The 17,806-nt window shown below is 61.0% G+C and carries 18 protein-coding genes; 2 read left to right on the top strand and 16 right to left on the bottom strand.

Annotated elements, in window-relative coordinates:
• The first annotated feature begins 539 nt into the window (after positions 1–539).
• Entirely contained in the window at positions 540–1,328 is a 789-nt protein-coding gene (gene pcaD, locus AFK24_RS14370) for a 3-oxoadipate enol-lactonase (RefSeq protein WP_065833834.1), read from the top strand.
• A 9-nt stretch (positions 1,329–1,337) separates the two neighbouring features.
• Here the strand turns inward: pcaD and AFK24_RS14365 are convergent, their stop codons facing one another.
• The 9 genes from AFK24_RS14365 to AFK24_RS14325 all read right to left on the bottom strand — a co-directional run bounded on the left by AFK24_RS14365 (position 1,338) and on the right by AFK24_RS14325 (position 11,269).
• The gene (locus AFK24_RS14365; RefSeq protein WP_065833833.1) at positions 1,338–3,914 is read right to left on the bottom strand and encodes a bifunctional diguanylate cyclase/phosphodiesterase; all 2,577 of its coding nucleotides are present in this window, start codon (positions 3,912–3,914) and stop codon (positions 1,338–1,340) included.
• Positions 3,915–4,033: 119 nt separating this feature from the next.
• Complete coding sequence (locus tag AFK24_RS14360) at positions 4,034–4,795, bottom strand: 1,6-dihydroxycyclohexa-2,4-diene-1-carboxylate dehydrogenase (RefSeq protein ID WP_065833832.1); 762 nt, start codon at positions 4,793–4,795, stop codon at positions 4,034–4,036.
• 10 nt (positions 4,796–4,805) lie between these two features.
• Entirely contained in the window at positions 4,806–5,828 is a 1,023-nt protein-coding gene (benC, locus tag AFK24_RS14355) for a benzoate 1,2-dioxygenase electron transfer component BenC (protein WP_065833831.1), read from the bottom strand.
• Between the two features lie 10 nt (positions 5,829–5,838).
• Positions 5,839–6,327: a benzoate 1,2-dioxygenase small subunit gene (gene benB / locus AFK24_RS14350; protein WP_065833830.1), complete on the bottom strand. Its 489-nt coding sequence runs from the start codon at positions 6,325–6,327 to the stop codon at positions 5,839–5,841.
• Positions 6,324–7,700, bottom strand: a complete 1,377-nt coding sequence (locus AFK24_RS14345) for a Rieske 2Fe-2S domain-containing protein (RefSeq protein WP_065833829.1) — start codon at positions 7,698–7,700, stop codon at positions 6,324–6,326. The genes benB and AFK24_RS14345 overlap by 4 nt, the downstream gene beginning before the upstream one ends.
• Before the next feature lie 106 nt (positions 7,701–7,806).
• A complete protein-coding gene (locus AFK24_RS14340) occupies positions 7,807–8,754 on the bottom strand; it encodes an AraC family transcriptional regulator (RefSeq protein ID WP_065833828.1) in 948 nt (315 codons plus the stop codon).
• 92 nt (positions 8,755–8,846) lie between these two features.
• Entirely contained in the window at positions 8,847–9,752 is a 906-nt protein-coding gene (catA, locus tag AFK24_RS14335) for a catechol 1,2-dioxygenase (protein ID WP_065833827.1), read from the bottom strand.
• Between the two features lie 51 nt (positions 9,753–9,803).
• Positions 9,804–10,094 (bottom strand): muconolactone Delta-isomerase, encoded by a 291-nt coding sequence (catC, locus tag AFK24_RS14330; protein ID WP_065833826.1) that lies wholly within the window; start codon positions 10,092–10,094, stop codon positions 9,804–9,806.
• Between the two features lie 53 nt (positions 10,095–10,147).
• Positions 10,148–11,269, bottom strand: a complete 1,122-nt coding sequence (locus AFK24_RS14325; RefSeq protein WP_065833825.1) for a muconate cycloisomerase family protein — start codon at positions 11,267–11,269, stop codon at positions 10,148–10,150.
• A 102-nt stretch (positions 11,270–11,371) separates the two neighbouring features.
• Here AFK24_RS14325 and AFK24_RS14320 point away from each other — a divergent pair, with 102 nt between their 5' ends.
• Positions 11,372–12,238 carry a LysR family transcriptional regulator gene (locus AFK24_RS14320; RefSeq protein ID WP_065833824.1) on the top strand — a complete coding sequence of 289 codons (867 nt, stop codon included), beginning with the start codon at positions 11,372–11,374 and terminating at the stop codon, positions 12,236–12,238.
• 13 nt (positions 12,239–12,251) lie between these two features.
• Here AFK24_RS14320 and AFK24_RS14315 read toward each other — a convergent pair whose 3' ends face one another.
• Genes AFK24_RS14315 through AFK24_RS31900 form a run of 7 tightly spaced genes read right to left on the bottom strand, consistent with a single transcriptional unit; the run spans position 12,252 to position 17,805 of the window.
• The gene (locus AFK24_RS14315) at positions 12,252–13,133 is read right to left on the bottom strand and encodes an NAD(P)-dependent oxidoreductase (RefSeq protein ID WP_065833823.1); all 882 of its coding nucleotides are present in this window, start codon (positions 13,131–13,133) and stop codon (positions 12,252–12,254) included.
• 19 nt (positions 13,134–13,152) lie between these two features.
• A complete protein-coding gene (locus AFK24_RS14310) occupies positions 13,153–14,496 on the bottom strand; it encodes an MmgE/PrpD family protein (RefSeq protein ID WP_065833822.1) in 1,344 nt (447 codons plus the stop codon).
• Positions 14,497–14,543: 47 nt separating this feature from the next.
• On the bottom strand, positions 14,544–15,311 hold the full coding sequence (locus AFK24_RS14305) for an SDR family NAD(P)-dependent oxidoreductase (protein ID WP_065833821.1): 768 nt from the start codon (positions 15,309–15,311) through the stop codon (positions 14,544–14,546).
• Positions 15,308–16,156, bottom strand: a complete 849-nt coding sequence (locus AFK24_RS14300) for an N-acyl homoserine lactonase family protein (protein ID WP_065833820.1) — start codon at positions 16,154–16,156, stop codon at positions 15,308–15,310. Before AFK24_RS14300 ends, AFK24_RS14305 begins: the two co-directional genes overlap by 4 nt.
• Positions 16,157–16,177: 21 nt before the next feature.
• Positions 16,178–16,960 (bottom strand): carboxymuconolactone decarboxylase family protein, encoded by a 783-nt coding sequence (locus tag AFK24_RS14295; RefSeq protein ID WP_065833819.1) that lies wholly within the window; start codon positions 16,958–16,960, stop codon positions 16,178–16,180.
• Between the two features lie 24 nt (positions 16,961–16,984).
• Complete coding sequence (locus tag AFK24_RS14290) at positions 16,985–17,374, bottom strand: cupin domain-containing protein (protein WP_065833818.1); 390 nt, start codon at positions 17,372–17,374, stop codon at positions 16,985–16,987.
• Positions 17,371–17,805 (bottom strand): NAD-binding protein, encoded by a 435-nt coding sequence (locus AFK24_RS31900; RefSeq protein WP_331152100.1) that lies wholly within the window; start codon positions 17,803–17,805, stop codon positions 17,371–17,373. Before AFK24_RS31900 ends, AFK24_RS14290 begins: the two co-directional genes overlap by 4 nt.
• Position 17,806 lies beyond the last annotated feature (1 nt).

Below are 17,806 nucleotides of genomic sequence, written 5' to 3'. Positions count from 1 at the left end.
CCTCGGTGGGCTAGACCTACCGCGTTATCGTTCATCCCGGACAAGTCCGGTCCTACCGGGCAGATGCAAAACCGGCAGGAGGGGACTTGTCCCCGAGACGCCAGCCCCGCCCAAATCAATCCACCTAACCCACCTGCTGCCCCCTTCATTGCCTGCGCCGACGCGGTTTGGTTGGAGCGAGGCTTGCCCGCGAATCAGGCGCCTCGGTGGGCTAGACCTACCGCGTTATCGTTCATCCCGGACAAGTCCGGTCCTACCGGGCNGTTGGAGCGAGGCTTGCCCGCGAATCAGGCGCCTCGGTGGGCTAGACCTACCGCGTTATCGTTCATCCCGGACAAGTCCGGTCCTACCGGGCCGGTGCAAAACCGGTAGGAGGGGACTTGTCCCCGAGACGCCAGCCCCGCCCACCTCAATCCACCAATACCTGTCAGGTATCAAGCCAGACCCATTGAATATTGGACCCTCGGCCAACCGGGATGCGATCTTGGTCCGGAAAAATCATCCAGTGCTCAGTTCATTGCGAGCCCCAAGGAACCTCAATGCCGACAATTTCTCTGCCTGACGGCGATCTCTATTACCAGCTGGACGGTCCGCAATCTGCGCCCGTCGTGCTGCTCTCCAATTCCCTCGGCACCCACCTGGGCATGTGGGACGCACAAATTCCGGCGCTGGCCGAGCATTTCCGGGTGTTGCGTTATGACACGCGAGGGCATGGCCAGTCACTGGTCAGCGCTGGTCTCTACACCATCGAGCAAAACGGCCACGACGTGCTCGCGTTGCTGGACGCGCTGGACATCCGGCAAGCAGATTTTTGCGGTTTGTCGATGGGTGGCCTGATCGGGCAATGGTTGATGCTCAATGCCCCACAGCGGCTGAGACGCGTGGTGCTATGCAATACCGCCGCGAAAATCGCCAGCCCCGAAGTATGGAATCCTCGCATTGAAGCGGTCCTTCGCGACGGCACCGCAGCAATGCACGCCCTGCGCGACGCAACCGTTTCCCGCTGGTTCACGCCCCGCTTCGCCGAGGCCGAGCCTGAGCAGGTCACGCGCATGGTCGACATGCTCGCCAACACTTCGCCCGCAGGCTATGCGGCCAACTGCGCGGCGGTGCGTGACGCGGACTACCGCGAGCAGATTGCGACGGTGCGCTTGCCGGTGCTGGTGATCTGCGGCGATCAGGATCCGGTGACGTCGACAGCTGACGGCCAGTTCCTGGTTGATGCCATCGAGGGTGCGCAACTGTTGGAGTTGTCGGCCGCGCACCTGTCGAATGTGGAAGCGAGTCAAGCCTTTAGCGCCGGGGTTCTGGATTTCCTCCTGAGTTAATCCTGCCGGTCATGTGTCCTCAATCTCCATTGTTCCTAGCAGCACATTGAAGGATTGAACGTCCATTGGCCGGTTCAGGAAATAACCCTGACCTTCATCGCAGCTAACAGCTTTAAGCAACTCAAGGTGCTCCGCCGTTTCGATGCCTTCAGCGGTCACCGTAAGGGACAATGCACGCCCCAGGCCGACGATGGCCCGGATAATGGACTGGTCATCTGCGCTATCGCCCAGGCGATTGAGGAAGCTGCGGTCGATTTTCAGGCCATCGAACGGGAACGAGCGCAGGTAGCTCAGCGAGGAATAGCCCGTGCCGAAATCGTCCATGGACAAGCGAACGCCGAGCCGTTTGAGCGCGCGCATGACCTCGAGCGCCCCTGCGGCGTCATCGAGCATGACGCTTTCAGTGACTTCCAGCTCCACCCGCGACGGATCGATCCCGGTGTCGGCGAGCGCCTGTTGAATCCGCTCGACCAGGTTGCCGCGCTGGAACTCCGTGGGCGACAGGTTTACGGATACAAACAGCTCTGCGGGCCAGCCGGAGGCGCATTGAAAAGCGGTGTTCAGCACCCAGTTGCTCAACGGCAGAATCAGCCCGGTTTCCTCGGCGATAGGGATAAATGTGTCCGGCGGTATCAGCCCGCGCTGCGGATGCTGCCAGCGTACCAGCGCTTCGGCACCCACCATCTGACCGTCGGCGATGCGGTAGCGTGGCTGGAAATGCAGGCGTAGCTCGTCGTTTCTGATGGCGAAGCGCAGATCGTTTTCCAGCCGCCGACGCTCGATGATCCGGGCATTCATATCACCGGCGTAAAAGCGCCAGGTGTTGCGTCCGCCCGCCTTCGCCTCGTACAAGGCCATATCCGCGTAGCGCAGCAGTTCGGCTGCCAGGGAGGCATCGTTGGGGGCCATGGCGATGCCAATACTGGCGCTGATGAAAATATCCTGTTGATCGATGTCAATCGGTTGCTCGATGGAATCGATCAACCGACGGCACAAGGCTTCGACTTCATCCTGGGAGCTGATATCGGTGAGGATCAGTACGAACTCGTCACCTCCAATCCGCGCAACCAGATCGCCACTGCGAAGGCACTCCGCCAGACGACGCGAAACTTCGTTGAGCACCCGGTCGCCGGCAGCGTGACCCAGCAGGTCGTTGACCGGTTTGAATCGGTCAAGGTCCAGACTGAGCATCACCAGAGGCTGGTCGTGGGTCGGCACTGCCTTGAGTTTCCCGTCAAGAAACTCCTGCAGCCGTATCCTGTTCGGCAGGCCGGTCAGCGCATCATGCTGAGACAGGAATTCGATGCGCCGCCGGGCTTCAACTTCCTCAGTGACATCTGTCGCAGTGCCACGAAAACCGTTACCCGGCAGTTCTCGCGCCGCCAGACGCGTGATCCGTGCATGACCTTTTATATCCACGTAATTGCACTGGAGACTGACGCCTGGACGTCGGTTCGGCAGGCTCAGGCAGGTCGACAAGGCCCCCAGCTCGGTATGCAGCAGATCGTCAATGGCCGCGCCAATCCAGGCCTCCCTGGACAGGCCGGTCACGGTTTCAAAACGTTCGGAGAGGTAAGTGAAGCGCCAATCAACGTCGATTTCCCACATCCAGTCAGAGCTGGCTTCCACCACATCACGAAAGCGCGCTTCACTGGTGGCCAGCGCCAGCTGACTGGCTTGCAGGGAGGTAAAGCTTGAGTCCAGCGCCCGGGCGGCGATCGTCGTACGACGCGAAATGGCCCAGGTCATCAGCCAGACCAACAACGCGGCGACACCGATCAACGGCAGCACAAGCCCCAGCAGGTGCTGGCCAGGCTTGGGCGGTTGCCAGTGCAGTGCGCCTGCGGAACCGTTTTCACCCAAGGGCAATATCGAGGTCTCATGGACTTCGTCAGAGGTTGAGACGTGCAGCCCTTCGACCCCATAGTCCTTGCCTATCGCTGCAAGCCTGGCGCTGTCGAGCATTTCCACGAAAATCAACACCGATGGCAGTCCATCGTCTGGCACCACGGTCGGATCAGTACCCGGCGTAATCGCTGCCGCCGCAACCACAGCCGGTATGCCGCGTACATTAACAAGGCGGGTTATCGGCGTTTCGTTCTCAGCCCCGGCGCGGGCCTGGTCGAGAATCGTGTCGATGGGTTGTGCCAGCCATTGTGCGAGGTCCGCGTTCTGCAGAGTGCCATTGATGACCGAGTAGGCGGTTCGATTGCCGGGATCGACTACAAACACTCCCTGAAAACCGAAATCCTTGTAAAGGGTCGGACCTACGTTCTGCCGCACGAACGCCCAGTCGGTATCCACCCTGGTGTGCAAGTGCTTGTAGGCATCTCCCCAGAAGGCGTAATCCTTGACGGTCAGAAGCAGGGATTTTTCCAGCGATTGCACAGCCTTCTTGCTGTAGAAGGCACTTTCAACTTCTTCGATGTTATCGAGATTGTGCGCAACGTAGACGAGCAGACCGCTGGCCAGCAGGATCACCGCCGCCAACAATCCCGCAAATTTGAACAGCGAAGCCCGCGCCAGCGCTACGCTGGAGCGGCTCGGCAGCAGGTGGGCAACCATTTGAGGGTCGTATTTCGACATGTAATTCCAGCCGGAATGACGTGAAACAAAGAATCGGTATCCTTGTATCGGCTGACTTTGTTAATGGGTGAGCCTGAGCTGAAGAGGTTTCCAGCACAGCCAAGCGCTGTCATCCAGTGTCAGCCCAGATCACCACCGCCTACAGGAAGCGTCACCCCGGTGATATACGAGGCCTCATCGGAAGCCAGAAACAGAATGGCTGCGGCCTGTTCGTCGATGGTGCCGTAGCGTTTCATCAAGCTGCTGTTCAGCGTCTGATCGACGATTTGCTGGTACCAGACGCGTTCCTGCTCGCTCTGCGGCTGATCGTTGCGCGGGATGCGCCGTGGCGGTGCTTCGGTGCCGCCGGGCGCGGTGGCGTTGACGCGCACGCCGCTGCCGGCGGTTTCCAGCGCCAGGCACGCGGTCAGCGCGTTGACGCCACCCTTCGCCGCGCCGTAGGGAACCCGATTGACGCTGCGCGTGGCGATGGATGAAACATTGACGATGGCGCCACTGCCCTGCTCAAGCATGTACGGCAATACGGTGTGGCAACACCACAACGTCGGGAACAGCGAACGACGCACTTCGGCTTCGATCTCGTCCTCCACGTAGTGCTCAAACGGCTTGGCCCAGATCGTCCCACCGACGTTATTGACCAGAATGTCGATGCGGCCGAAACGTTTTTTCGCGGCGGCCATCACACTTGCGCATTCAGCATGGCGCTCAAGGTCTGCGGTCAGGGTCAGCGCGCGATAGTGCTGCAATTCGTGCACCAGCTCCGAGCGATCCACCGCCACCAGCCACGCGCCCTCCTCCAGCAAACGCTCGGCGACGCGCAGACCAATGCCCTGGGCCGCGCCGGTGACCAGCGCAACCTTATTGTTGAAACGTGGGTTCATGGTGTTTTCCTCAGGCAGCGTCGCCGGTAACAATCGCGTTGGGCGTGAACTTCTCGTAATGGAAGCTGGCCGGGATCACTCCAGCCGCCGTGAAGTGCTTGCGCACCGCATCGACCATCGGCGGCGGACCGCACAGATAGACATCAACATCACCGTCGTTGAGCACCTGCGGTGCCATGTGTTGAGTGACATAACCCTGCTGCGGATGAGCGGTCTGCGGGTCGGCCACGCAGGTGATAACAGTGAAGTTGGCCAGGCGCGAGCTAAACGTTTGCAGGGCTTCGACCATCACCAGATCCTGATCCCGGGTCACCCCGTAGATCAGCGTTATCTGGCGGGTTTCATTACGTTCGACGAGTACTTCAAGCATCGACAGGAACGGCGCCAGCCCGGTACCACCGGCCAGGAACAACAATGGCCGGGTAACCGCGCGCAGATAGAAACTGCCCAATGGGCCGGTCATGGCAACCGTGTCGCCGACCTGAGCCCGCTCCAGCCAGCCGCTCATCAACCCGCCTGGCACCTGTTTGATCAGGAAGCTGGCACGGCGCTCTCCGGGTTTGCTGCTGAACGAATACGAGCGCGTCTGATTGCTGCCGGGCACGCCAATGTTGACGTACTGACCGGGCAAAAATACCGGCACCTGATCCAGCTCGAAACTGACTTCCAGCGCGGCATCGGCGTGGCTGGTGATACCGGCGACGCTGGCAGCAAACTGCGCGGTGCCGGTCTTGCAGGTACTGGACGGCACGGGCACGGCAATGACGCAGTCCGATTGCGGCACCATCTGGCAGGTCAGCACTTGCCGCTGCTCGACTTCGTCCTCGCTTAAGGCGTCTTCGATGTAGTCATCGCCCAATTCATAGTCGCCGGTTTCACAGCGGCATTTGCAGGTCCCGCACACCCCATCCGAGCAATCCATGGGCAAGTTGATGCGTTGGCGATAGGCAGCATCAAGCACCTTTTCGCCGATCTTGCAGTCGATGAAACGGGTCACCCCGTCCTCAAAGTTCAAGGCTATGGAGTACGTCATGAGCTTGCCCTCAGATGTGGTAGATATCGATGACCTGATGGATGTAGTCGTTCTTGAGCACCACTTTCTTGCGCGTGATCAGCGGTTGTTCAGGCCGGACATCGAGGCGATAGAACGAGGTGCCAAAGTACGTATCCGTGGTCTTGTAACGATGGCTGAGGGTTTGCCAGTTGAAACGCAACTCGACGGTCTCGCCGTCATCGGCCAGCACTTCCAGATTCGCCACGAAATGCGCGGTGCGCGGTTCGGGCATGCTGGCGCTGGAGCGTTCGGTCTTGATCCGGAACACGCGGTCTTCAAGGCCGTCGCGACTCGGGTAGTAGATCAGTGAAATCTCGCGTTGCGGATCTTCGGTGAGGCTGTCCTGGTCATCCCAGGCGGGCATCCAGAACTCCACGTTCGGCGAGTAGCATTCCAGCCACGGGTCCCACTGCCGGTCATCGAGCAGGCGGGCTTCGCGGTACAGGAAATCGAGCAGACGATCACGGGAAATGCTCACGAGCGCACCTCCTTGTCCGTGGCGATCAAGCCTTGTTGCTCAACCTTGATGGCTTTTTGCAGGGTCGCGGCCCAATGGGCATGCTGACGGACGAACAAGCCTTCATCTTCAGTCTTCACGCCGCTGAGTTGCGGGTTCAAGCCCATTGCCCGGGCATTTTCGTCCGCGCCGTCAATCCACTGCCTGGCACCGCGACTCAGGTCATTCCACAGATTCGTGGTGCCCTGATAACCGGTCTGGCAGGCACGAAACTCTTCCAGGTCGTCCGGCGTACCCATGCCACTGACGTTGAAGAAATCTTCGTATTGGCGAATCCGCGTCGCGCGTTCCTGGGCACTTTCGCCCTTGGGCGCCATGCAGTAAATCGTCACTTCGGTCTTGTCCACCGAGATGGGCCGCACCACGCGAATCTGCGTCGAGAACTGGTCCATCAGGTACACATTGGGGTACAGGCAGAGATTGCGGGTCTGGTCGACGATGAAGTCGGCACGCGCCTGTCCCAGACGTTCGGCCAGCGCCTCGCGGTGGGCATGCACCGGACGCACTTCGGGATTGAGCAAACGGGTCCAGAGCAGAATATGCCCATGCTCGAAGGCGTATACGCCGCCAAGGCTTTTCGACCAGCCATTGGCGTCGACGGTACGCGTGCCTTCGGCCTCATAGTTGCGGCGGCCCATGGTTGCCGAGTAATTCCAGTGCACGGAGCTGACGTGATAACCGTCGGCGCCGTTCTCGATTTGCAGCTTCCAGTTGCCGTCATACACGTAGGACGAACTGCCGCGCAGCACTTCCAGGCCTTCCGGTGCCTGGTCCACCATCTGGTCGATGATGACCCGGGTTTCGCCCAGGTAATCGCTGAGCTCAGGAACGGCGTCGCTGAGACTGCCGAACAGGAAACCCCGGTAGTTTTCGAAGCGGGCCAGGCGTTGCAGATCGTGGGAGCCATCGCAGTCGAAACTGTCCGGATAAGCGCCGGTCTTGGCGTCCTTCACTTTAAGCAGCTTGCCGGCGTTGCTGAAGGTCCAGCCGTGAAACGGGCAGGTGAATGAACCTTTGTTGCCTTGTTTGCGGCGGCACAGCATGGCGCCACGGTGGGCGCAGGCATTGACCAGGCCGTGCAGCACGCCTTGTTTGTCGCGGGTGACGACAACCGGCTGGCGACCGATGTAGGTGGTGAAGTAATCGTTGATTTCCGACACTTGGCTTTCGTGGGCCAGGTAAACCCAACCACTTTCGAAGATGTGTTTCATCTCCAGGGCGAATAATTCGGTGTCGGTGAAGATGTCGCGGCGGCAACGGAAGATCCCGGTAGTGGGATCATCCTGAACGGATTCGCTGAGTTGACGGGCGAGTCTGTCGAGAGTGCTGATCATGGCGTAGGCCCTCGGTTGTTCTTGTATCAGGCATCCTCACCTTATGTGCTTGCTCCTCCCCTCAATATCCAGTGGCTGCGAATCGCTATCCGCCCGGTGCGAGCGTTCACCGCTGCCGACGCCAGGTCTGCGAGGGCAACTCGCCGAAACGGGTGCGATAGGCGCTGGAGAACCTGCCCAGATGCAGAAAACCATGATCCATCGCGACCTCGGTGACGCTTCGCGCCGTCGCCAGTTGCAGCACCGCATGCACCCGCTCCAGCCTGCGCTGGCGCATAAACTCACGCGGCGCCAACCCGACCTGACGCTCGAACAAGCTGTACAACGTACGTTCGCTGACCCGTGCCACCGCCATCAATTGCTCGATGCTGATGTCTTCGGTCAAGTGTTCCTCGATGAATTGCCGCACCGGTTCAAAACCGCCGTTTTCCTCAGGTTTGGGGATGACCCGTAAAACGTTGCTGCTCAAAAGCTCCAGCAGTTTGCTGGCGACGATGCGCTCATACAGCCCTTGCACTTCGGCGCCTGCTGCATTTTCGGCTTCATGGCAGATCAATCCCAACAGCTGGACAAAGCTGCCCATGGTCTTCAGCTGCTGACGCGCGGCAGTGAAACGAATCCCCTGTTGCGGCAAGGTCCAGTGCTGCTCAAGACAGGCGTTTTCGATCAGGCGCACCGGCAGCTTGACGATGAATTTTTCGCAGTCGGCTGAATAGGTCAGGTCCACCGGATCATCGGGATTGATCAGCAGGATCTCGCCCGGCCGATAGATCTGCTCTTCGCCACGGGTCCTGGAACGGCAGTGGCCGTGCAACAGAATCTGCAAGTGATAGACCGTTTCCAGCGCTGGCGAGGTGACCCGCACCGGCGCGCCGTAGCTGATGCGGCACAGGTCAAGACTGGAAAAGGTCCGATGGCTGATGCTCGCCTGCGGTCGGCCTTTGGGCAGTAACCGAATACGGTGACTGCCCACATGCTGATTGACGTATTCCGACACGGCGTAGGCTTCGGCGTGGTCGTATATCTGGCTGCGTGCACTCAATAGCTGGTTCATGGCTGGTTTCTCTTGTTTTTATCAGGCGGGCATGACGACGAACGCTCCCGCAGGCGGTTAAGTGCCGGCGAGAGCGTTTAAACACTGAAGCTTCAGGCTTCCAGCGCCCTCACCCGTTCATGCCGTTCTTCTTCGCGGCTTTCTGCCGCTGGCTGCAATTCAAAATCGAAGTCGATCTCAGCGTGCCTGCCGTTTGCATCGTCGCTGAAACGGACCTCGGCGATCAGCTCATCGCGAGTGGCGTAGGCAAAATCGTCGTGCAGGTATTGATCCCCGGCGAGATTGATCTGCGTCGTCAGGTGGCGATGACCGAGAGCCGAGATAAAGAAGTGGATATGCGCGGGCCGCTGGCCATGACGGCCCAGTTGGGTGAGCAAGTGTTGCGTCGGTCCATCCGGCGGGCAGCCATAACCGGATGGCACGATGCTCTGGAATTCGTAGCGACCCTGAGCATCGGTCTGGATGCGGCGACGCAGGTTGAATTCCGATTGCGCAGGATCGAAGTACGAATAGGTACCGCCGGTATTGGCGTGCCAGACATCAACGATGGCGTTGGCCAACGGCGCACCATCGGTGCCACGTACCTGGCCGCGCATGAACAAGACGGTGCCTGCGTCCTGGCCGTCATCCAGCCGGGCATGGTGCTCGCACAGGGGAGCGCCTGCGACGTACAGCGGACCCTCGATGGTGCGCGGCGTGCCGCCGACATGGCCGGCCTGCTCGTCTTCGGCGTCCATCAGCAAGTCGAGGTAGTGCTCAAGGCCGAGACCGGCCACGAGCAATCCGGCTTCCTGACGGCTGCCCAACTCGTTGAGATAGTTGACGGCTTTCCAGAATTCTTCGGGCGTAATCTGCAGGTCTTCGATGATTTTGACGGTGTCGTTCAACACCCGATGGACCACATTCTTCATGCGCTGGCTGCCCGCTGGCTGGTCGAAACCGGCAGCACCTTCGAGAAACTGCTGAACCTGTGCGGTCTGGGAAATACGGATAGTCATGGCGGTTGTCCTCATCATTGTTCTTGTGATGTAGCAGTTGCGGAAACGAACTCAGCGGTCGTCGGCATGAATCGAAGACGGATGCCGACACAGCGCCATGACTTCGATTTCCATGTACGGATAAAGCGGCAGTTGCATCAGCGTGTCGTGCAGCGCCTGGGCATCCGCCACGTCGAATACGCTGACGTTGGCATAGAGCCCGGCGATGCGCCAAAGGTGACGCCAGGTACCCTCTTGTTGCAGGCGCTGGGCGAGTTCCTTTTCATCGGCCTTGAGCCGGGCAGACTGCTCGGCGGGCATGTCGACAGGGAGTTTAACGGTCATGCGCACGTGAAAAAGCATGGCGTGGGTGTCCTCTTGTGTAGGGCAGGTTTCTTTTGCAAAGTCGTCGCGAATCAGTGGCGGGCGAAGCGCGCCAGGCGTTCTTCGTCCAGTTCCAGTCCGAGGCCCGGCGTGCGCGGAATCAGCAGTTGGAAATCCCGGTAGACCGGTGGCTCGACCAGAATGTCTTCGGTCAGCAACAGCGGCCCGAACAGTTCGGTGTGCCATTCAAGCTTGTCCAGCGTGGCAAAGGCATGGGCGGCTGCCAGCGTGCCGACGCTGCCTTCGAGCATGGTGCCGCCGTACAGGCCGATGCCCGCCGCCTGGGCGATGGCCGCCGTGCGCAACACCGCCAGCGGGCCACCGGTCTTGGCAATCTTCAGGGCAAAAATCGAAGCGGCGCCCATTTGCGCCAGGGCAAAGCTGTCCTGCACCGACTCGATGGCTTCGTCGGCCATCAACGGAATCGGGCTGTGGGCGCTCAACCGGACCATCCCGGCGCGATCATGCCGCGACAGCGGTTGCTCGATCAGCTCCACGCCCGCATCGGCCAATAATCGACAGGCACGCACCGCGACGGCCTCGCTCCACGCCTGATTAATGTCGACGCGCACACTGGCGCGATCACCCAATGCGCGCTTGATCGCCGCGACGTGAGCGATGTCGCGCGCCGGTTCGCCCGCGCCGATCTTCAGTTTGAAGTGCCGGTGACGGCGGATATCGAGCATGCGCTCGGCTTCCTCGATATCCCGGTTGGTGTCGCCACTGGCCAGGGTCCAGGCGACCTCGACCCCGTCGCGCACCCGCCCGCCGAGCACTTCGGCAACCGGCAGGCCAAGGCGCTTGCCGAGTGCGTCAAGCAACGCCGTTTCCACCGCCGAGCGGGCGAAGGTATTGCCTCGAATGGCGTGATCGACCCTTTGCATCGCAGCGTTGAGGTTGCTGGCATTCTGACCGATGAGCAGCGGCGCAAACCACTTGTCCAGGTTGACCTTGATGCTTTCCGGGCTTTCCCCGGCGTAAGCCAGGCCACCGATGGTGGTGGCTTCGCCGATGCCGACGATCCCGTCGCTGCAATAGATGCGCAGGATGACCAGCGTCTGGCCGTGCATGGTGTGCATCGCCAGCTTGTGCGGGCGTATGGTGGGCAAGTCGACGATCTGGGTATCGAAGCGTTCGATGGTAATGGCAGTCATGGGCGTGTCCATCTACGTTTTATTTGTCTTACGCAGAGATTGACGCTGGAGAACAACACCGTCCAATATTGATTAGGTCTCGCTTAATACCCTGGAGGTATCGTGGAGCTTCGTCATTTACGCTATTTCAGGGTGCTCGCCCAGACCCTTAATTTCACCCGTGCCGCCGAACAGCTGAACATTGCCCAGCCGCCTCTAAGTAGACAGATCCAGCAACTGGAAGACGAGTTGGGCGTCGCGCTGCTGGAACGTTCAAGACCGCTACGGCTGACCGACGCGGGCCGATTCTTTCACGAGCATTCCAGCCAGTTGCTGGAGCAGCTGGCGCGCATCAGCGACGACACCCGACGCGTGGCGGCAGGCGAGAAACGCTGGCTGGGCATCGGTTTTGCGCCTTCGACGTTGTATGGCGCGTTGCCGGACCTGATCCGCCGCCTGCGCGCCCTGGGTGACATCGAGCTGGGCTTATCCGAGCTGATCACCTTGCAGCAACTCGAAGCCCTGAAAAGTGGACGCATCGACGTCGGTTTCGGACGGCTGCTGTTTGATGACCCGGCGATCACCCAGCAGATTCTTCGGGAAGATCCGCTGGTCGCAGCGTTACCCGCCGGGCATCCATTGCTGGCGGGCCCGGCGACCCTCAAGCAACTGGCGGCCGAACCTTTTGTGCTGTATCCAGGCAGCCCGCGGCCGAGTTACGCCGATCATGTGCTGGGGATATTTGCCGGACAAGGCTTGCGCATCCGCGTCGCGCAAACCGTCAACGAGATGCAGACCGCCATCGGCCTGGTCGCGGCGGGCATCGGCATCACCTTGGTTCCCGCCTCGGTACAACGCCTGCACCGCGACGACATTGGCTATACGTCGCTGCTGGACAGCAGCGCGACTTCGCCCATCGTGGTCAGCTATCGCGCCGGAGACGTCTCGCCCGTGCTCCAGCAATGCCTGGAGTTGCTGAGCAAAAAATAACGGACGCGGGCGATCAATCCTTCGACCAGCTTTCAACGGTGCGCACCAGTTCGGTCAGGTCGCGTTCCCCGCCATCCTGCCGGGCGGCAACGTTCCACAGTTGCCGCGCAGAATTGCCCAGCCACATTGGTACACCCAGCGCCTGGCACTCCTCGATGGCCAGGCCGATGTCCTTGCACACACTGGAAATCGGGAAGCCGAAATCGAAGGTGCCAGGCAGAACGTGTTTGGGAAACTTGTCCAGCGTCGCGCCATTCTTGCCGCTGCCGGCATTGATCACGTCCATCATCACCTGCGGGTCGAGTCCGCCTTTGACGCCCGCGACGAAAGCTTCCGAGGTAATCGCGAACGCGGTGGTCGAGAGCATGTTGTTGAGCAGTTTCAGCAACTGGCCTTGACCGGGTTGTTCGCCGACGATGAAGACTTTGCCGAACACGTCGAACAACGCACGCACTTGCGCGACGGCTTCGGGCTTGCCGGCGACCATCATTGCCAGGGTGCCTGTGCTCGCCCCGGCCGCGCCGCCGCTGATGGGCGCGTCGACGGTTTCAATGTCGTGCTTGAGCAAACCGGCTGCAACTTCCTGTTCGGCGCGGGAGCCCACGGTGGAAAGGTCGACCAGAATACGCACCGCCTTGCCTTCGACGATACCTTCCGGCCCTAACGCCACGGCTTTGAAGATCGCCGGGCTGGGCAGGCTGGTGAAGACGATTTTGGCGCTGTCGGCCACTTCCCGGGCGCTGTCGGCAACCCGCGCGCCCAGGCCGGAAAGCTCGGCCAGGGCTGCCGGGTCCTTGTCAAAGATCACCAGCGAATGGCCTTTTTCCAGCAGACGTCGGGCCATGGGCCGCCCCATGATGCCGACGCCAATGAAACCCAGTGGTTGGTCTGTCATATCAATTTCCTGAATGAGGTTAGCCGCGCGCCAGGCGCATGACAGCGCTGGCGTCGCTGGCGTGTTGCAGAGACCACAGCGCATCAATCAGCGGCTGTGGCGCGCAGGTCGAGCCGCCGTAGCGGGCCAGCTCGCGGAGTTTGTTTTCCAGTGTTTCATCGCCCAGTGGCGCGCCCAGGCTGCCCAGTGACACGTCGATGCGGTGACTGAGGATTTCGCCGGACCGGAAAAACAGCCGGACCTGTGCCGACTCAACGGCATAGTCGGCATCGTCGATAAAGTGCAGCAGCGGATACAGGGCGCGCAGATTGCTGTCCGCAACTGCCGCGTCGCTGAATTCGGCAAGACCCGCGCGCCCGCTGGCCAGGACGACCGCGACCGCGTGTTGCGCGCTGACCTGCGATTCACGCCCGGACTGAATATTCGGGCGATCGGTTCGCTGACGCAGCAGCGGATGGCCGGTCAGTTCGATACGGGTGAGGTCCGGCAATTCCCACCGCCGCTCCCGGGACAATTCCAGGCAGGCTTCGATCACCGGGTTCAACACCACGCCGCACGGATAGGGTTTATAGGTGTTAGCGCGCAAGGCCCAGCGTTCGCCCAGGCCTTGGGTTATCCCGGCAAAGTCGGGATTTTCGCCCATGACCTTGAGAAACCCGCGCTCGCCTTCGAGGGGCAATTCAGGTCCGCTGAAACCGTCCTGCGCCAGCAACGCCGAAACCAGGCCGTTGCGTGCGGCATTGCCGACGCCGATGCTTTTTGCCGCGCTGCCCAATGTTTCCACCAGCCCGGAAGCCTGCGCGCTGGCATTGCCCATGGCCCAGACCAGCTGTTGGGCGGTCAGATCAAGCAGCTTGCCGACTGCGGCGGCGGCACCGAACACGCCACAGGTCGAGGTGATATGCCAGCCTCGGCGGTAATGTTCGGGGGAAATCGACACGCCCAGACGACATTCGACTTCCACGCCCAGAACGAACGCCAGCAACAGTTGCTCGCCGGTGAAGGTTCGGGTTTCCGCCAGGGCGAACAGCGCCGCAGCGACCGGCGCAGTCGGGTGAATGATGGTCGGAATGTGCGTGTCGTCGAAGTCGAAGACATTGGCGCTCATGGCGTTGAGCGACGCGGCATTGAGGATGTCCAGTGACTCCGAGCGGCCAATCACCTGCGCGTCGACCCCTGCGCTGAATCGCTGGAACAGCATGACCGCCTTGGTCACGTCCGGATCGTTGCAGCCCGCCAGCGCCACCGCGAAATAATTGACCAGCGCGCGTTTGGCTTCGTGACGAACGTCAGGCGGAATATCGGCCCAGGTCGTATGTGCAATGAATTCACACAGCGGGCGTGTGACAGCAGGAGCCTGCATGGTGCCTCCGTTGTTCGGGGAGATTGTGATGGTGCTGTCAGCCGACCTCATCCCGCCAACCAGCCATCGTCCACCGGCAAGGTCGCGCCGGTAATCGATGCCCCGGAATCACTGCACAAAAACACGATCAAGTCCGCCACATGCGCCGCGTCGACAAAGCGACCGGTGCCCTGCTTGCCGAGCAGAAACTCCCGTGTCGCGGTCGCCCGGTCCAGCTGCTGGCGCGCCATCAGATCGGTCAGCCGCCCTTCGATATTCGGCGTCAGCACCGAGCCTGGGCAAACCGCATTGCAAGTGATGCCCTGCCCCAGGGTTTCCAAGGCAACCGCGCGGGTAAAACCCAGCAGCGCGGTCTTGGTGGTCACGTAATCGATACGGTTGGCAATCGCCCGCGAACCATAGGCCGAAGACATATTGAAGATCCGCCCCCAGCCCCGTGCGCGCATGCCAGGCAAACTCAGCTGTACCGCGCGAAACGCTGCCGTCAGGTTTACCGCGAGCGCCTGATCCCAGCGCTCCAACGGGAAGTCCTCGATAGGCGAAAAGTGCCGCACCACGGCGTTATTGATCAGCACGTCAACAGCGCCCGCCGCGTCGAGCATTGTCTCGACGCCCGAGGCGTGCGACAGATCCGCCTGCACATAGCTGATCGCCACGCCATATTGCTGCGCCAAATCCGCGCAGGTCGCGTGCATGTCTGCCGTCGACTCAAGCCCGTGCAGCACCACGTCACACCCCGCTGCCGCCAGACCTTGAGCCATGGCCAGGCCGAGCCCGTTTGACGAGCCGGTGACCAGCGCCCGCTTGCCCTTCATACGCCCGCTCCGCTGGCACCAATACGCACGGCGAACGCCGGATCGGCAGGATCAACGGCGGCGAAGCGGTTCATCACGTCCGGGTCATGGCCGGGAATCATCACCGCGCCGGGCCGCAGCAGCCATTCGCGGATTTGCACGTAGCCTTGATACATGTCCGCCAGGCTGTCGAGCACCGCGAACGGACGATCCTGTTCCATCTCGTCGTAATAGTGAATGGCGTCGGAGGCCAGGATCACCGGCCCTTCAGGCATTTCGATGACCACCGCCAGTTGCCCCGGCGTATGGCCGCCGAGCTCGTGCAATTCAATGCCGGGGATCAGCGTGTTGCGCGGCTCGTCCAGCAAGGTGATGCGCCCCGCGTCTGCCAAGGCCTGAATGCGCTGGATGTCCAGCGGATCAATGTGATGGGCGTACTGCGGGCGCTTGCCCATATCGGTGCCCCAGAACTCGAACTCGCGCCGGGACATGACGATTTGCGCGTTGGGATACAGGCCCAGGTTACCGGCGTGATCATAGTGCGCGTGAGTCAGCACCAGCAGCTTCACATCCGCTGGGTCGATACCCAGTCGCGCCAGCGCATCGGCTGGCTTGACCACCGGTTGGCGCTTGCGTGCCAGCGCCGCTTCCGGGCTGAAACCGGTGTCGATGACGATGACTTGCTCGTCGTTGCGGAAGATCCAGAAGAAGTAATCCATGGTGATTTCTTCGTCCGGCTCACGGTAGGCGCGGAAGTTGTAGTAGCACTCGCTTTTGCTGGTCTGCCGAGTGCCGTAGCGCACCACGATTACTTCGGGATGGTTCCAGTTCGGCTTTGCTGCGGTCGTCGGATTGTTATTGTTCATGTCGACTCCGATTGATTAGGGCTAGAGGTCTGGGTTCGGACTGGCTGGCTGGGCGGCTTCGCCCCAGGCGTGTTCCAGCATCGGCGCGGCGACCAGCGCCCCGTGAATGCCGATCACGCTGACAATCTCCAGCATTTCCATGATCTGTTCCTTGCTGGCGCCGTAACGCAAGGCGTTGCGCATATGCAGCTTGAGGCCCGGCACGTACAGGTGCGTGGCGGCGGCGTCGAAGGCGCAATACATCAATTCCTTGACCACCGGCGACAGAACGCCGGTCCGCCAAGGCACAGAGGAGAACTCGACGTAGGCTTCGAACAGCTCGGGGTCGAGTTCCAGCAAACCTTCCCAGGTCGAATGCCAGTAGCCGCGATTCTCGATGAAGCTGGATTTCAGGGCTTCGCGCCGGGCATCCAGAGGTTCAGGACCATGACGCAGGCCCTCTTCCTCCAGCACTTCGAGCAGCACCGGCACCCCGACATTCGAGGCGTGGATGCCGACGGTGCTGATCAACTCCAGCACTTCCATCAGTTCCTCACGGCTTGCGCCGTGGGCGATGGCGACCCGCAAATGCTCGTGAATGCCCGGTTGAAACAAGTGCGTCGCCGCAGCACTGGCAGCAATGCCGATGAACGCCTTGACCTTGTGTTCCAGATGGTTCTTCTGCCACGGCACGGCGGCGAAATCGGCATAGGCTTCGAGAAAGCCGGGGTCCAGGCGCAGGATGCTTTCCCACGCTGGGTTCCAGGTCCCGCCACTACGCTCAAAGGCATCCCTGGCTTGTTGTTGTTTTTCGTTAAGTGCCATGTGCTGGTCTCCTCTGTTCCGGGATCAGCGCGCCGCGCGCAGGTAATCGTGGTCGGCAACCACTTCCTGCCACACGGTTTTGCCGATGGACGTCGCGGTGTGGACCATGAAGTTCTCGGTATTGGCGCCGTGCCAATGCCGTTCGCCGGGGCCGATCCACACCGTGTCGCCCTGACGAATCACCTGCGGATCGCTGCCTTCCAGACAGATCCAGCCGCTGCCGGCGGTGACGTAAAGCACCTGACCGAACTCATGAAAATGCCAGAACGTGCGCGCACCGGGATTGAACGAGACGTTGTTGATGGTCACGCCGTCAGTGGTCGGCATCACCGGATCAGCCCAGACCACGCCGGTAAACGTCGCGCCGCGCTGCTCGGAAATCGCCCCTTCGATGCTGCCGTGAATAACCTTCATGCCTTGTCCTCTTTCCAGGTTTGGTGAAGCCGGACGCCGCCGGACATATCGCCGATGGCGTCCACGACTTTGTTGCTGATCTGGTCGCCATAACCCAGCGCGACCTGCAGGCCGAAGCTCGCCAAAGGCCCGGACGCGTTGAGCGAAGCGACGCCCAGCTCACGCACCCGGTCGATGTAGAGCACCACGTCCTTGCTCATCAATTTTCCGGTCAGGCCGCCTTCCAGATAATTACCGTCGACGATGTACGGGAAGCGCTTTTGCGTGGCGAAATTGACCCCGCTGCTGCTGTTGAGCACGTCGAGTAATTGGTGCAGGTCCAGACCGGCTTTTTTGCCGGCGACCATCACTTCGGCGGTGGCAGCAAGGCTCACCGCGTTGAGGAAGTTGTTGAGCAATTTGGTGGTGTGCCCGGCGCCGCTTTCGCCCATC

The organism is Pseudomonas syringae (assembly GCF_001698815.1).
GTDB classification, from domain to species: Bacteria; Pseudomonadota; Gammaproteobacteria; order Pseudomonadales; family Pseudomonadaceae; genus Aquipseudomonas; species Aquipseudomonas syringae_A.
The sequence above is the reverse complement of the archived record's forward strand: the minus strand, read 5'-3'. Positions and strand labels throughout refer to the sequence as shown.

Bases quoted from the DNA above. Each gene is read 5' to 3' on its own strand.
- pcaD (WP_065833834.1), top strand. From the start codon at position 540: ATGCCGACAATTTCTCTGCCTGACGGCGATCTCTATTACCAGCTGGAC.
- AFK24_RS14365 (WP_065833833.1), bottom strand. From the start codon at position 3,914: ATGTCGAAATACGACCCTCAAATGGTTGCCCACCTGCTGCCGAGCCGC.
- AFK24_RS14360 (WP_065833832.1), bottom strand. From the start codon at position 4,795: ATGAACCCACGTTTCAACAATAAGGTTGCGCTGGTCACCGGCGCGGCC.
- benC (WP_065833831.1), bottom strand. From the start codon at position 5,828: ATGACGTACTCCATAGCCTTGAACTTTGAGGACGGGGTGACCCGTTTC.
- AFK24_RS14345 (WP_065833829.1), bottom strand. From the start codon at position 7,700: ATGATCAGCACTCTCGACAGACTCGCCCGTCAACTCAGCGAATCCGTT.
- AFK24_RS14340 (WP_065833828.1), bottom strand. From the start codon at position 8,754: ATGAACCAGCTATTGAGTGCACGCAGCCAGATATACGACCACGCCGAA.
- catA (WP_065833827.1), bottom strand. From the start codon at position 9,752: ATGACTATCCGTATTTCCCAGACCGCACAGGTTCAGCAGTTTCTCGAA.
- catC (WP_065833826.1), bottom strand. From the start codon at position 10,094: ATGCTTTTTCACGTGCGCATGACCGTTAAACTCCCTGTCGACATGCCC.
- AFK24_RS14325 (WP_065833825.1), bottom strand. From the start codon at position 11,269: ATGACTGCCATTACCATCGAACGCTTCGATACCCAGATCGTCGACTTG.
- AFK24_RS14315 (WP_065833823.1), bottom strand. From the start codon at position 13,133: ATGACAGACCAACCACTGGGTTTCATTGGCGTCGGCATCATGGGGCGG.
- AFK24_RS14310 (WP_065833822.1), bottom strand. From the start codon at position 14,496: ATGCAGGCTCCTGCTGTCACACGCCCGCTGTGTGAATTCATTGCACAT.
- AFK24_RS14305 (WP_065833821.1), bottom strand. From the start codon at position 15,311: ATGAAGGGCAAGCGGGCGCTGGTCACCGGCTCGTCAAACGGGCTCGGC.
- AFK24_RS14300 (WP_065833820.1), bottom strand. From the start codon at position 16,156: ATGAACAATAACAATCCGACGACCGCAGCAAAGCCGAACTGGAACCAT.
- AFK24_RS14295 (WP_065833819.1), bottom strand. From the start codon at position 16,960: ATGGCACTTAACGAAAAACAACAACAAGCCAGGGATGCCTTTGAGCGT.
- AFK24_RS14290 (WP_065833818.1), bottom strand. From the start codon at position 17,374: ATGAAGGTTATTCACGGCAGCATCGAAGGGGCGATTTCCGAGCAGCGC.
- AFK24_RS31900 (WP_331152100.1), bottom strand. From the start codon at position 17,805: ATGGGCGAAAGCGGCGCCGGGCACACCACCAAATTGCTCAACAACTTC.